The organism is Brevibacterium sp. S111, assembly GCF_004745075.1.
GTDB lineage: Bacteria > Actinomycetota > Actinomycetes > Actinomycetales > Brevibacteriaceae > Brevibacterium.
In genome coordinates, this window is the sequence record NZ_RHFH01000001.1 from 195,799 (window position 1) to 209,758 (window position 13,960).

Below are 13,960 nucleotides of genomic sequence, written 5' to 3' on the forward strand. Positions count from 1 at the left end.
ACCATCCTAGTGAATGTCCGCTGGGCGGCACATGAGGAAAACCTGACTCCTCAGGACTCTTTCTTCGTCTCCCGCACCTGCCGCGGACGAGTCTCACGACCGAAGAACCACAGCCCCGCAGCGATGACGCCGAGGAGGCCGGTGAGCAGGAACGCCCACGAGTAGTCGAAGCGGTCGACGATCGCACCGGCGATGATGGGCCCGATGATCGCACCGCCGTCGAGAGCCATCTGGTACCGCGCGAGCACTCGACCGCCCTTGCGTTCGCGGCCGATGACATCGGCCACGGTCGCCTGCTGGGCGGGGTTGGCCAGTCCGGAGCCGACTCCGGCGATGACGGAGAAGACGAAGAAGACCCAGATCGCGTCGGTGAACGCCAACGCCGCAGTGGTCACGCCGAGGACGAAGAGTCCCCATTGGATGAAGGGTTTGCGGCCGAGCGTGTCGGCGAAGCGTCCGACGACGGTCACAGCTGAGGCGTTGCCGATGGCGAACATGGTCAGGGCCAGTCCGGCTACGGCAGTGTCGGCCTTGAGGGCTTGGATCGCGAACAGCGGGTAGATGGCCACGCGGATGCCCATCGCCGACCAGCCTTGGACGAAGGCAGAGATGAGAGCCGAACGGTAGGCCGAGTCGCTCCACGCCTGGCGGAAGGTCATGACTTCCTGCTGCTTCTCATTCTTCGTCGCCTCCAGGCGGGCACGCCCGGATTTCGTCGAGGATCCGAACGCCGCGGTCGAGGCGAGGAAGACGCGCACGACGATCGCGGCCAGCAGCAGACCGACGGCGTAGATGATGAACGGCACGCGCATGCCCCAACCGGCCATGGCCCCGCCGAGGACGGGGCCGGCGATGTTGCCGACGAGGAAAGCGGTGGCGTAGGTCGATGAGGCTTTCGCGCGCGCATCGATCGGTGCGAGACGGACGATGAGCGCCATCGCGGAGACACTGAACATCGTCGACCCGATGCCGCCGAGGCCGCGGAAGACCAGCAGCTGCCAGTAGTTCTGCGCAAAGGCCACGGCCGCGGTGGAGGCAGCGACGATGAGGAGTCCGGTGATGTAGATCCGGCGTTCGCCGAAGGCGTCGACGAGGCGGCCCGACGACGGTGAGAAGACGAACCGGAAGAATGCGAAGGAGGAGACGACGATCGTAGCGGCGGTGACGCCGAAGTCGAAGCTCGCTGCGAACTGCGGCAGCACCGGGGCGATGATGCCATAGCCGAGTGCCACGATGAATGCCGCGGCCACGAGGACGTAGATCTCCTTGGGCAGCCGGCGTGCCTCGTCCTCGAGGGCGGGGGCCGTTGAGTCGGTGTCGGCTCCCGGTGATACGGCGCTGTGGTCCCGGTCGTCGTGGCCTGTCACAGGGTATCGAGGAACTGTTCGGGCGACGGCAGCGGTCGGGTGCTCGTGGCCAGGCGCTGTCGGTACCGTTCGGGAACGGCACCGATGTAGAACCACCCCATGAGCAGTTCGGAATCCTTGAGCCGGTGGAGCCGGCGGACCGGTTCGCTGTTGGCCAGGGTGCCCGAGCGCCACATCACTCCCCAGCCGGCCTGCCACAGGGCGAGTTCGAGCAGATGACCGGCTCCGGCGGCGGTGGCGTGCTGCTCCCATTCGGGAACCTTCTCATGCTTCGTCGGTGAGGCCACGAGCGCGAGCAGCAGCTCGGCCCGCAGGGGCTTCTGGTTGACCTCGCCGGGTTTGCGTCTGACTCCCCCGGCTTCGTCGAGGGCTTCACCGAGGCGGTGCCGGTCGTCTCCGCGGATGATGAGGAATCGCCAGGGGCGCAGTCCCTTGTGGTCGGCGACCGAGGAGATCGAGCGGATGAGTTCGAGCAGGTCGGCGTCGTTCGGGGTCTCCGGATCGACCTTGGAGATGGAACGACGCGTCGACAGGGCGTGGAGGACGGGGTCGGCGACGAGGTCGATCGATGACGGCACGGAGTAGTCAGGCCCGCGCCGGGTCGGCAGCCCGGATTCGCTGCTGCCGTTCCCGGCAGCAGCGGCCGCCCCGGCGGGCTGGGCGTTCTTCGCCTCCTCGGCGGCGAGGTTCTTCGCCCACGGTCCGGTGTTGCCGTCGAGGAAATGCGCGCGGACGCGTTCCTTCGTCACCTGACAGGCACCGTCATCGTAGGCACGGTCCGTGTCCTTGCCGGTGGAGCCTTTGGACTTCTTGTGCTTCTTGTCTTTGTGTTTGCCCTTCTTGTGCCCGCCCATCAGCTCACCCATTCGGCGAAGGCGGTGCGGGCTCGGTGGAGCTTCGGATCGATGATGACACGGCAGTAGCCGTTGTCGGAGTTCGCGGTGTAGAAGTCCTGGTGGACCGCCTCGGCGGGGTAGAACGTACCGAGCGGTTCGAGGGTCGTGACAATCGGGTCGTCGAAGAGCGCCTGCGCGGATTCGATGGCCTGCGCGAAATGCTGCTTCTCGGCCTCATCTCGATAGAACATCGCCGAACGGTATTGGGTGCCGACGTCGTAGCCCTGCCGGTTGAGGCTCGTCGGGTCGTGTCCGGTGAAGAAGAGCCCGAGGATGACCTCTTCGGGAACGATATCGGCGTCGAAGGTCACCTGGAGTGCTTCGGCGTGACCGGTGGTGCCGCTGCAGACCTCACGGTAGCGGGGATCGTCGGTATGACCGCCCGTGTATCCGGAGATCACTTCTCTCACGCCGGTGGTCCGTTGGTAGACGGCGTCGAGGCACCAGAAGCAGCCGGCGCCGAGGGTGAGGGTACGAAGATCGCTCATAACTCGTATAACGATGACACACGCGAGTTATTCCCGGCAGACTCCGCCTGCCTTCGACTCTCGATCGGGTCATCGTCGGGGCCGGCCGTCTGCTCGAAAATGGCCGTCTTCTCGAAAATGACGGGGCCCTCCGGCTCATTGCCCGTCGACGCGGATGCTCAGTTCCTCCGGTCGCGGCCAGGACTCCAGCGTGTGCACCTGTTCGTCGAAGACCTCGTCCGTGATCTCGAGACTCGACCAGTAGGCGGCTTCGTCCTCGTCGCCGGTCTCCTCGGGGTGGAGAGTGCCCGGCACGGAGTCGCGCAGGGCCGCGGCGGTGAGCATGTCTGCGTCGGTGTCCGCAATCGGTTCGCCCAGGTCCAATCGGTTCAGGCGCCCGTCGACGATTTCGATGCTGAGTTCCATGCTGCCCTTCGCCTCACCACCGGCTGCCCGGTCCGCACTGTCATCGGCATGGTCGGCGACACAGGTGAGACCGGTGATCGGGTAGGTCTGCATGGCCGGCACGATTGAAGGACTCACCGTGCGGGGACGAACTTCGATCGAGACGATGTCTTCTCCTTCAAGCACCTGCGCAAGCTGCTGGGAGTCGAGGCGGACCGGCTCGTCCCCCGAATGGAGAGAGTCCGGGTAAGTCACCCACACGAAGAACTGCGCGGAGTCGAACTGCTTGCGGACCGCCTCGGCGGTGGAAGGGGAATTCGGGTGCGGCTGGGACAGCAGGAGCTCGACCGATTCGCGGATATGAGCGGGCAGCTCGATTTCGACCGGGGCCCAGTTCGTCTCCTCGCCGTCGTCGGCCCAGGATCCGACCGTGTCGATGACCGCACCGGTCAGTGCCACGAGCCCGCCGCTGGCCACGGCGTTGAGCCCACGGCCCACGCCCTTCGGCAGCCGCTTGTCGACGGCCGCGGCGATGTTCTCTGTCAAAGGCCACAATGCCCAGCCGGCTGCCCCGGCCGCCACTGCGGTGGCTGCATTGAGAAATCTCGGTGACTTCAGGTCCGCGCGCTCATCCCACCACGCTTCGGGGTCGACACCGCCCTCACGCCCTCCGGTGCGGCCCTCTGCGTCGACTTCATAGGAGTAGCTCACCGGCCCGGTGCCCCGGCCTGTGAAGGATTCGAGGAATTCATCGATGCCGCTCGATCCGCCGACCTTGCCGAGGAACGCGGTGGTTCCGGTGAGCCAAGTCAGACCGCCGGTTGCCAATGCGGTGCCCAACCGCAGGCACCGCTGGTTCTCGGCCGAGACGTCACGCCTGCGGACCAGCGCGAGGGACGCTGCCGCCAGCGTGGCGGCAGTGCGGACGATTCGGTGATGACGCTGGGGGATGTCGGGAAGACGCATGCCCTCATCCCAGCATGTTCACCTGTGTTATTGGTGGGAACCGTCCTCACATCACCATGCCGCTGGGCAGGGCGAAGCCGAGTTCGGCGGCGGCCTTCTGCGTCGAGGGCTGATTCCAGAATTTCGCCACAGAGTCGTTCGTCGCCAACGACCGCATTTCGGCCTTGTCGAGGAACAGGATTCCGGACAGGTGGTCGGTCTCGTGGGCGACGATGCGGGCGGACCAGCCGGTCACCACCTCGGCGATGGGCTCGCCGTCCACAGCGGTGCCGCGCAGTTCGACCTCACGCGGGCGAGCGACGACGGCTTGGTATCCGGGGATCGACAGGCAGCCTTCGTAGAAGGCGACGTCCTCACCGGTGGCCCGCTCGTACTCGGCGTTGAGGACCACGCGCAGGGGCATCGGCTCGCGCTGGCGTGCCGCGGCGACCTCCGGGTCCCGAGCTCCCGGATCCTCGGCGACGAACATCGACAGGCCGATGCCCACCTGCGGGGCGGCGAGGCCGACGCCGGGGGCTGAGAGCATGGTCGCCCGCATCACCTCGGCGAGCTTGGCCAGCTCCGCGTCGTCGACCTGTCCGTCGAAGGGACGGGTTTCAGCGCGCAGCGCCGGGTCGCCGGCCTCGACGATGTCCGCGATCCCGCCGCCTGCCTCGGCGGCGGCGAGGACGGTGCGGATCTGGTCGGCGATGATCGCATCGGCTTCGTGCATCTTCCGTGTCCCTCCGTGGATCAGTCCGCGCGGGCGACGATGAGTTCGGCGTGCTTGAGCAGCGGAGCGTCGATCATCTTGCCTTCGAACGCGAACGCGCCCTTCTCCGTGGTGGCGAGTTCGAGGACGGACTTCGCCCAGGTCAGCTGTTCCTCGCTGGGACGGAAGGCGTCCCGGACGACGGGCACGTGGTTGGGGTGGATGGAGACCTTGCCGGAGAACCCGGACTGCACGGCGTCCTCGGCCTCGTCCGCCAGCCCCTCGAGGTTGGGGATGTCGGCCCAGATCGAGTCGAGGGCGTACTTGCCGTGAGCACGCGCAGCCAGCAGGGTCTGGCTGCGCACGTGCTTGGCCACGTCACGGTAGGCGCCGTCGGCGGTGCGCGAGGATCCTCCGCCGAGATCGGCGATGAGGTCCTCAGAGCCCCACATGAGCGCGAAGGTGTTCGGGGCCGCAGCGATCTCGGCGACGTTGACGGCCCCGAGCGCGGTTTCGATGAGCGCGATGACCTGGTAGTCGGCGAGGATCGTCAGGTCGGTGCCCCGTTCGGACTTCGGCAGCATCACGGCCGTGTACTCGGTCTGCGCGAGCATCTTGAGATCCTCGCCGAGGTGGTCCGAATCCCTGGCATTGATGCGCACGACCGTACGCGTGGGGTCGAGCGGGAAGTCGATGATCGCCTCACGTGCAGCGGCTTTGTCCCCGTCGTTGACCGCATCTTCGAGGTCGAGGATGACGATGTCGGAGCGTTCGGCGGCCTTCGTGTACCGGTCGGGGCGGTCGCCGGGGCAGAAGAGCCAGGCGGGTTTGAACTCGAGGGCCATGGGAGTGCTCACTTTCCTGATTCGGTCTGGTCGTCTGCGGTCGCGTGTCCCGCGTCCTTCGCGTGGCTCGAGTCGAACATCATGGTCTGACGCACGGCTTTGGCCACAAGGGTGCCGTCCTGGTTGTAGCCGCGGTGTTCGAGGGTGACGATGCCCTGCCCGGGACGGGACTTCGAGTTGCGCTTGTCGAGGATCGTCGTCTCCGCGTAGAGCGTGTCACCGTGGAACAGGGGTGCCGGGAAGCTGACCTCGGAGAAGCCGAGGTTGCCGACGATCGTGCCCTGGGTCAGCTGGGTCACGGACAGGCCGATGAGGGTGGCCAGGGTGAACATCGAATTGACGAGGCGCTGGCCGAAGGGCTCGGTCTCGGCGAAGGCCGCGTCGAGGTGGAGGGCCTGCGTATTCATGGTCACGGCGGTGAACCAGGTGTTGTCCGCCTCGGTGATGGTGCGCCCCGGCGCATGCTTGTAGGTCGCTCCGACTTCCATCTCGTCCAGCCACAGACCTCGTTGTTCGATGACCTTCTCGCTCATGTGTCACTCCTCACTCGTCGTGATTTGAGCTTATCGTCTGTCTCCGGCCCGCTGCGAGTCAGGGCCGGGTTTCGGTAGGCTCACACCCATCATGGCCATTGTGCGCACGCTCTACGTCGCCACCCACCCGGAGTCCGAGCACCATGTCGACGGTTGTCTTCCCTCCCGTGCCGGCCGGGCCCTGCGGCCACGATCTGCGCCTCGATCATTTCGAAGGCATCGAAGGCGCGGAGACCCGGCGTGAGGCGGGTGCCCGCGTCTATGCGGCGATGGACCGGATTCTGACGCGCCCGCGTGACCACCAGGTGGTGGTCACTCATGGGTTCTCGCACACCTTCGTCGTCGGCCGCTGGCTGCAGCTGCCGCTCGAGGCGATGGGACGGGCAGCCTTCGCGGCCTCACCGGGGTGCATCACCGAGCTGGTCGAGGATGACGTGTTCGGCAACCGCACTCTGCGCACACTGGCGGCCGTGGACCACCTCGACGATGTCTGAGGCGATCCACGGTCGTTGTGATGTTTCGTGCGGACGCTGCGGACTGTTGGGCGGATGAGCGCTGCTGCCTCATTCCCGGCGGGCCGAGGCAGGCTGTTTCCGGTCTCGGCTCAGGAGCCGAGCTCTGCATCGAGGACTCTGAATGCAGAGTTCCATCCGTCGTAGGCGCTCGCTTCGGAACCGGAATCGTTCGGGATGCCGGTCACGGAGAATGTCATGCGGGTGGTGGCCTCGTCGATCTCGTCGAATTCGATGCTCACCCGCGGCGATGCGTCGATCTCCTCGGGACTACCCCAGGTGAAGTCCAACCGCCGGGGCTGCTCGACGCGCAGATATCTGCCGGCGACCGGGAACTCCTGACCGGTCTCCTCGATGACCATCGTGTACGCGTAGAGGCCGCCTTCGCGGAGGTCGACGCTCACCGAGTCGCGTGGGGTGACGAGGGTCTCCGGGTGGAACCAGCGGGCCATGACGTCCGGGGTGGTCCAGGCCCGCCAGACCTGTGCGCGGGGTGCGGAGAAATCGCGGACGATGGTGAAGCCGGGCTCCTCGGTCTCGGTCGGGTTCGTGTCGGCGGTGGTGTCATTCGTGTTCATGATGCTCCTCCTTGAGTCGATCATCTTCCGTATAGGACTGCACGGGTTCAGGACGTCTCAGCCTGCTGGTCGGCGGCCAGAACCTGGTCGAGATTGTCGAATCGCTGCTGCCATTCGTCGTGAGCGGCCTGCAGCCAGCCGGTTGCAGCGGACAGCCTATCGACGTTCAGCGACACGATTCGTCTCTGGGCGCTCTTCGACCTCGTGATCAGGCCGGCACTCTCGAGCACCTTGAGGTGCTGGGAGACTGCGGACCGGCTGATCGGCAGCGGATCCGCCAGCTCTCCCGAACTCAAATCCCCATCACGGAGTCGATCGATGATCGCTCTGCGCGTGGGGTCGGCCAGAGCCCCGAAAACGAGATCCAAAGTCATTGAAGCACCTACTTAATTAAGTACCGCCTACAATACAGTCCTCAATGCAGGTGTCAAGGGTTCTGCACGGTCAGTGTTCACGTGATCGCCCCCCGTCTCGGCCGACCGGATCCGTCCCGGCATTCGTTTCCGGCAGGGGCATCGATTCCGACTAGGCTGGGAGTGTGCCGTTTCGGCCCACCCCTGAGTTCGAGGAGAGACATGGATCGCGATTCGATCGAATGCTGGCTGACCGATATGGACGGCGTCCTGGTCAAAGAGAACAACCCCCTGCCCGGGGCCGCTGAACTGCTCGCCCAATGGCGGCAGGCTGACATCCCCTACCTGGTGCTGACGAACAATTCGATCTACACCGCCCGAGACCTCTCGGCCCGGCTGCGTTCGAACGGACTCGACGTCCCCGAGGCGAACATCTGGACCTCGGCCATGGCCACCGCGGACTTCCTGTCCAATCAGGTCGATCACGGCACCGCCTATGTCGTCGGCGAGGCGGGGCTGACGACGGCTATCCACGAAGCTGGGTTCGTCATGACCGAACACGACCCGGACTTCGTCGTCGTCGGCGAAACGCATTCGTACTCGTTCGAAGCGATCACGAAGGCGATCCGCCTCATCGATGCCGGTTCCCGCTTCATCGTCACGAACCCGGACGCCACCGGCCCCAGCCCCGAGGGTGTCCTTCCGGCCACCGGCGCCATCGCCGCTCTCATCACGAAGGCGACGAACCGCGATCCCTACGTGGTGGGCAAGCCGAATCCGATGATGTTCCGTTCAGCCCTGAACAAGATCGGCGCGCATTCGATGAGCACTGCAATGATCGGAGACCGCATGGACACCGACATCATCGCCGGCATGGAAGCCGGCATGCACACCGTGCTCGTACTGTCGGGAATCTCCACCGTCGAGGATGTCCGCGCCTTCCCGTTCCGCCCCAACGAGATCGTCGACGGAGTCCACGAGCTCCTCGACGTCCCACTGGAGGCGCGCAGCGAGCTCGGCCCGGACGTCACCGGCTCCGCCTGAGACTCGCTGGCCCCGCTGGTTCGCTGGCCCAGGACGCGATGCCCCCAAAAACATAGGTCACTATCGGATACTTTCAAGCGCGAAACGTATCCGATAGTGACCTATGTTTCGGCGAAAGTGTCCGATAGTGACCACAAGTCCGCGCCAGGACGTGCCGGCGCGCCAGTTTCAGCACCGGCTACGGTGCCGCGCTCACTACATTGCGGAGGCTAACAGCAGGGTGCAGGATCACTACATCGCGGAGGCTAACAGCAGGGTGCAGGATCACTACATCGCGGAGGCTCACTGCAGGGCGGAGGTCAGACGCATCGCCGACTCCATGTAGCGGCGTCTCAACGGCCGCTTCTCCCACTCCTCGAGTGTCAGCTCTCGGCTGACCTCCTGGTAGCCGGCGACGACCTCGACGATGTCGTCGACGAGGTCACCACCGGTCGTGAGCAGGCTGATCTCGTAGTTGAGGCCGAAGGAGCGCATATCCATGTTCGATGAGCCCATCACCGCATAGGTGTCGTCGACGACGAAGCACTTCGTGTGCAGCACCGCCGGTTTCGGGAACATGAAGATCCGCACTCCCGCTTCGAGCAGCGACCGGTAGTACGAGGACTGAGCACGGTCGACCATGTACTGGTCGGCCTGCTCGCTGACATAGAGTTCGACCTCGACGCCGCGCCGAGCCGCTGTGCCGACCGCGGCGAGCAGCGATTCGTCGGGCACGAAGTAGGGACTGACGATGGCCAGGCGCTTCTGCGCGAGGTACATCATCGAGGTGAAGACTTTGAGGTTCGGTTCGGTGGTGAAGCCGGGCCCCGAGGGAATGAGCTGCATCGCGCTCGTCGCCCCGCCCACTTCGGGTTCGTTGCCGTCGCGAGCGTAGGGTCGGACCCCCAGCGCCTCTCCTGATTCGCTGTACCAGTCGGTGGAGAACACAGCCTCGATCCCGGCGACGATGGGGCCGGAGAGTTCGACCATGGTGTCGTGCCAATGACGACCGATGCGCACGTTCTTCTTATTCAGGTACGTCGAGTCGATCATGTTCTGCGAACCCATCATCGCCTTCGCCCCGTCGACGACGAGGAGTTTGCGGTGGTTGCGCAGGTCGATCCGCCGGGCCTTGCCCCGCCACGGGATGAACGGCAGCATGAGATGCCATTCGATGCCGGCGGCGGTCAGTCGCTTGCCCAGCCGGTGGAATCCCGGGTATTTCCGAGACCCGATGTGATCGAAGAGGACGCGCACTTCGACCCCACGTGCCGAGGCTCGTTCGAGTGCGCGGAAGAACACGTCGGTCGTCGAGTCCCAGGCCATGATGTAGATCTCGACGTGGACGTAGTCGCGCGCTTCGTCGACGAGCTGCGACATCCGGGCGATGGATTCCTCGTAGTCCGAGATCACCCCGTGGCTGTCACCGGTGACCATCGGAAGCGCGGTCAGTGCCCGCCCCAGCTGGGCGATGGAGACGAATTCCGGGGCGGCGACCAGCGAGGGCGGCACATCGGGCAGGTCGTCGGCGCCTTCGTGCATGAGTTCGTTCGCTTCGGCCTGGATCTCCGCCCTCCGGCGGTTGATGGAGGGGCTGCCCAGCATGATGAACGCGGGGATGCCGACGATCGGCACGAACAGGATGAGCAGCAGCCACGCCGAGGAGGACGACGGTCGCCGGTTCTCCGGCACGACGCCGATTGCGATGATCTTGACGATGTATTCGATGACGATCCAGGTCGTCGTCGCCACCGTAGCCACCACGCTGAGGTCCATCCGCGTTCACCTCCACAATCGGTCGCCCGGTCACCTCGATGTCCTGTCGCCCCAGACTATCGCCTGCCCGGCTCGGCCGAATCGATCACCCCGATCGAATCGCCCGCCGAGGCGGTCGTCCACGTCCGTACGGATGTGCACGACCGCCTCGGCGGGCGGGGTGCGGGTCGGTCCCCGAAGGAGCGCTTGAGCGCGAACGCGACCGGCGCGAACCGGTTCAGGGACCGATCCGGTTCAGATTCCGAGTTCGCGGGCGATGAGCATGAGCTGGACCTCGGTCGTGCCTTCGCCGATTTCGAGGATCTTCGAGTCGCGGTAGTGGCGGGCGACGAGGTATTCGTTCATGAACCCGTAGCCGCCGTGGATCTGGGTGGCGTCGCGGGCGTTGTCCATGGCGGCCTCACCGGCGATCATCTTCGCGATGGCCGCTTCCTTCTTGAACGGCAGTCCGGCGAGCATCCGGGAGGCTGCGAGGTAGTAGGCCGAGCGGGCGGCGACGACGCGGGCTTCCATGCGGGCGATCTTGAAGGAGATGCCCTGGAAGTCGGCGATCGGCTTGCCGAAGGCCTGGCGTTCCTTCGCGTACTTCACGGATTCGTCCACGCAGCCCTGAGCAGCACCGACGGACAGTGCGCCCACGGCGATGCGGCCCTCGTCGAGGATGCGCAGGAAGTTCGCATATCCGCGTCCGCGTTCGCCGAGCAGGTTGGCTTCGGGCACCTGCACATCGTCGAAGGTCAGGGGGTGCGTGTCCGAAGAGTTCCAGCCGACCTTGTCATAGGCAGGTTCGGCGGTGAAGCCCGGTGTCCCGGTGGGGACCATGATCGTCGAGATCTCGGGGACCTCACGGCCTGACTTCGAGGTTCGGGTCCCGGTCACTGCCGTGGCGGTGACCAGCCGGGTGATGTCGGTGCCGGAGTTCGTGATGAAGCACTTGCTGCCGTTGATCGTCCACGTGCCGTTCTCCAGCGTGGCCTTCGTCTTCGTGCCCCCGGCATCGGATCCGGCCTCGGGCTCGGTCAGACCGAAGGCGGCCAGTCCGGAGGCGTCGGTGAGCTTGGGCAGCCACTCCTTCTTCTGCTCCTCGGTGCCGAAGCGGTAGATCGGCATCGCACCGAGCGAGACGCCGGCCTCAAGGGTGATGGCCAGAGACTGGTTGACTCGGGCGATCTCCTCGATGGCCAGGCACAGGGCGAAGTAGTCTCCGCCCATGCCGCCGTATTCCTCGTCGAAGGGCAGACCGAACAGGCCCATCTGCCCCATCTTCGCAACGAGTGCGTAGGGGAACTCGTGTTTGGCATCGAGTTCGGCTGAGACGGGTGCGACCTCTTCGTCGGTGAATTTCGCAACACCCTGGCGCAGGTCTTCGTATTCTTCGGGCAACATGCCCGGAACAAAGGTTTCCATGGTTTCCTCCCCGCTTGCGGCGTGGTTATCGGTTCAGTTCTCTGATGTGGTGTCGGTGGACGGTGTCGCCGCGGATCCCTCGGCGGCGGATTCGTCGACGACGGTGGCGAGCACCTCGTCGAGTCCGACCTGGATGCCTGCGACGGCGGTGACGGTGACGATGCCGGCGGCGGGCGCGGTGAGCACGTGCTCCATCTTCATCGCTTCGACGACGACGATCGGGTCGCCCTGTTCGACGTGGTCGCCGGTGGCGACTTTGATGTCGACGACGGATCCGGGCATCGGGGCGAGCACTTCCGCACCGTCGAGTCCGGGCGTCAGCGAGGTATCGGCCCGCGGACGGCTGAAGGCATGGACGCCGCGGTCGCTGCTGACCCAGATGCTGCGGCTGCCGGCATCAGAGAAGATGCGGGCGGTGTACTGGATGCCGTCGATGCTCAGATGCCACAGCCCCGTGTCGTCGATGGTCACGGAGCCTGCCCGTGCACTCACCTCGACCCCGGGTGCCATGGCGGCGGCCGGTGCCGGGCCGTATTCGACCTCGTCGCCGTCGTCGACAGTCATCTCGCCGGCCTCGGCGAAGTCGAGACGCACGGTGGGGCGGAATTCGGGACGAGACGTCCGGAAGGCCGCCGGTCTCCCCCACGCCGAGGCGGTTCCGCCGACTGCTGCGCCTGCCAGATCCCGGGCCGTGACCGCACCGGTGATCGCGGTCCCTGCGCGGCCTAGAGTCTCGATGACTGCCGCGGCGGCGACCTGTCTGTCGATCTCGCTCGGCACGTGGGCCAGCTGGCTCTCGTCGAGGTTGTCGATGAGTGAGGTGTCGAGATCACCCGAGATCACTGCGTCGATGGTGATGAGCGTGCGCAGGAAGTCGATGTTCGTCACGATGCCGGGCACCGCCGAGGCGGCGAGCGCGGCGTCGAGGCGAGCGAGCGCGGCTGCCCGGTCGGGTGCGTGGACGATGAGCTTGGCGATCATCGGATCGTAGTCCGAGGCGATGGTCTGCCCGGCTTCGAGACCGGCATCGACGCGAATGCCTTCGCCTTCGGGGAAGACGACGTCGAGGGCGCGCCCGCCGGTGGGCAGGAAGCCGCGCGAGGGATCCTCGGCGTAGATGCGGGCCTCGATCGAATGCCCCGTCATCGTGATGTCGTCTTGGACCAGAGGCAGCTCTTCACCGGCGCCGATGCGCAGCTGGAGTTCGACGAGATCGATCCCGGTGACCTCCTCGGTGACCGGGTGCTCGACCTGGAGACGGGTGTTCATCTCCATGAAGAAGAACTCGTCGGGGCGGTCGGCGCCGACGATGAACTCGACGGTTCCGGCCCCGACGTAGCCCACGGACTTCGCGGTCTCACAGGCCGCCTGGCCGATCCGGGCTCGGGTGGCCTCGTCGAGCAGCGCCGACGGAGCCTCCTCGATGACCTTCTGGTGGCGGCGCTGCAGCGAACATTCACGTTCGCCGAGGTGGATGACGTTGCCGTGCGCATCGGCCATGATCTGGACTTCGATGTGGCGCGGGGTGGCGACGAGACGTTCGAGGAACAGGGTGTCGTCGCCGAAGGAGCTCGCGGCCTCGCGGCGGGCAGTCTTGAGCGCCTCGGGCAGCTTGTCCGCGTCGAACACCGCGTGCATGCCTTTGCCTCCACCACCGGCGGAGGGTTTGATGAGCACGGGGAAGCCGATGTCGGCGGATGCGGCGATGAGCGACTCGTCGCTCATGGCGGCGTCCTTCGTGCCGGGTACGAGGGGTACTCCGCGGGAGGACACGGCCTGCTTCGCGGTGATCTTGTCGCCCATGGTCCGGATGGCATCTGCCCCGGGTCCGAGGAAGACGATTCCGGCTTTCTCGCAGGCGGCGGAGAACTCGGCGTTCTCCGACAGGAACCCGTAGCCGGGGTGGATGGCTTGCGCACCGGTCGCCTCGGCGGCGGCGATGACCTTGTCGATGCGCAGGTACGACTCGGCAGCGGCGGCCGGACCGAGGTGCACGGCGAGGTCGGCGGCCTTGACGTGCGCGGCCTGGGCATCGGCGTCGGAGTAGACGGCGACGGTGCGGATGCCCAGCCGGCGGCAGGTGCGGATGACGCGCAGGGCGATCTCTCCGCGATTGGCGATGAGAACTGTATTGAACATGG

At 65.8% G+C, this 13,960-nt stretch carries 14 protein-coding genes; 2 read left to right on the forward strand and 12 right to left on the reverse strand.

All coding sequences use genetic code 11. The annotated features are described in order from the left end of the window. Positions 1 to 50: 50 nt before the first annotated feature. The 7 genes from EB836_RS00990 to EB836_RS01020 all read right to left on the reverse strand — a co-directional run bounded on the left by EB836_RS00990 (position 51) and on the right by EB836_RS01020 (position 6,170). Complete coding sequence (locus tag EB836_RS00990) at positions 51 to 1,367, reverse strand: MFS transporter (protein WP_240689523.1); 1,317 nt, start codon at positions 1,365 to 1,367, stop codon at positions 51 to 53. After that, complete coding sequence (locus EB836_RS00995; RefSeq protein ID WP_240689524.1) at positions 1,364 to 2,233, reverse strand: nitroreductase family protein; 870 nt, start codon at positions 2,231 to 2,233, stop codon at positions 1,364 to 1,366. Before EB836_RS00995 ends, EB836_RS00990 begins: the two co-directional genes overlap by 4 nt. Beyond that, a complete protein-coding gene (gene msrA, locus EB836_RS01000) occupies positions 2,221 to 2,751 on the reverse strand; it encodes a peptide-methionine (S)-S-oxide reductase MsrA (protein ID WP_135537253.1) in 531 nt (176 codons plus the stop codon). The genes EB836_RS00995 and msrA overlap by 13 nt, the downstream gene beginning before the upstream one ends. A 135-nt stretch (positions 2,752 to 2,886) precedes the next feature. Beyond that, positions 2,887 to 4,101 carry a hypothetical protein gene (locus tag EB836_RS01005; RefSeq protein ID WP_135537254.1) on the reverse strand — a complete coding sequence of 405 codons (1,215 nt, stop codon included), beginning with the start codon at positions 4,099 to 4,101 and terminating at the stop codon, positions 2,887 to 2,889. A 46-nt stretch (positions 4,102 to 4,147) separates the two neighbouring features. Continuing rightward, the gene (locus EB836_RS01010) at positions 4,148 to 4,813 is read right to left on the reverse strand and encodes a peptide deformylase (protein ID WP_135537255.1); all 666 of its coding nucleotides are present in this window, start codon (positions 4,811 to 4,813) and stop codon (positions 4,148 to 4,150) included. A gap of 20 nt (positions 4,814 to 4,833) precedes the next feature. After that, positions 4,834 to 5,637: a CoA ester lyase gene (locus EB836_RS01015; protein WP_135537494.1), complete on the reverse strand. Its 804-nt coding sequence runs from the start codon at positions 5,635 to 5,637 to the stop codon at positions 4,834 to 4,836. 8 nt (positions 5,638 to 5,645) lie between these two features. Next, positions 5,646 to 6,170, reverse strand: coding sequence for a MaoC family dehydratase (locus EB836_RS01020; protein WP_135537256.1), 525 nt, complete (start codon positions 6,168 to 6,170; stop codon positions 5,646 to 5,648). Between the two features lie 143 nt (positions 6,171 to 6,313). Between EB836_RS01020 and EB836_RS01025 the strand changes: the two genes are divergently transcribed. Further along, positions 6,314 to 6,664 carry a histidine phosphatase family protein gene (locus tag EB836_RS01025; RefSeq protein ID WP_135537257.1) on the forward strand — a complete coding sequence of 117 codons (351 nt, stop codon included), beginning with the start codon at positions 6,314 to 6,316 and terminating at the stop codon, positions 6,662 to 6,664. Between the two features lie 110 nt (positions 6,665 to 6,774). Here EB836_RS01025 and EB836_RS01030 read toward each other — a convergent pair whose 3' ends face one another. Both EB836_RS01030 and EB836_RS01035 read right to left on the reverse strand, forming a co-directional pair. Next, entirely contained in the window at positions 6,775 to 7,260 is a 486-nt protein-coding gene (locus EB836_RS01030; protein WP_135537258.1) for an SRPBCC domain-containing protein, read from the reverse strand. A gap of 47 nt (positions 7,261 to 7,307) precedes the next feature. Further along, entirely contained in the window at positions 7,308 to 7,634 is a 327-nt protein-coding gene (locus tag EB836_RS01035) for a metalloregulator ArsR/SmtB family transcription factor (protein WP_135537259.1), read from the reverse strand. Positions 7,635 to 7,835: 201 nt separating this feature from the next. Between EB836_RS01035 and EB836_RS01040 the strand changes: the two genes are divergently transcribed. Beyond that, entirely contained in the window at positions 7,836 to 8,657 is an 822-nt protein-coding gene (locus EB836_RS01040; RefSeq protein ID WP_135537260.1) for an HAD-IIA family hydrolase, read from the forward strand. Positions 8,658 to 8,939: 282 nt separating this feature from the next. Here the strand turns inward: EB836_RS01040 and cls are convergent, their stop codons facing one another. The 3 genes from cls to EB836_RS01055 all read right to left on the reverse strand — a co-directional run bounded on the left by cls (position 8,940) and on the right by EB836_RS01055 (position 13,958). Further along, entirely contained in the window at positions 8,940 to 10,412 is a 1,473-nt protein-coding gene (gene cls, locus EB836_RS01045; protein ID WP_135537261.1) for a cardiolipin synthase, read from the reverse strand. A 234-nt stretch (positions 10,413 to 10,646) separates the two neighbouring features. After that, on the reverse strand, positions 10,647 to 11,819 hold the full coding sequence (locus EB836_RS01050; protein WP_135537262.1) for an acyl-CoA dehydrogenase family protein: 1,173 nt from the start codon (positions 11,817 to 11,819) through the stop codon (positions 10,647 to 10,649). A gap of 33 nt (positions 11,820 to 11,852) precedes the next feature. Next, a complete protein-coding gene (locus EB836_RS01055) occupies positions 11,853 to 13,958 on the reverse strand; it encodes an acetyl-CoA carboxylase biotin carboxylase subunit (protein WP_135537263.1) in 2,106 nt (701 codons plus the stop codon). Between the last annotated feature and the right edge of the window lie 2 nt (positions 13,959 to 13,960).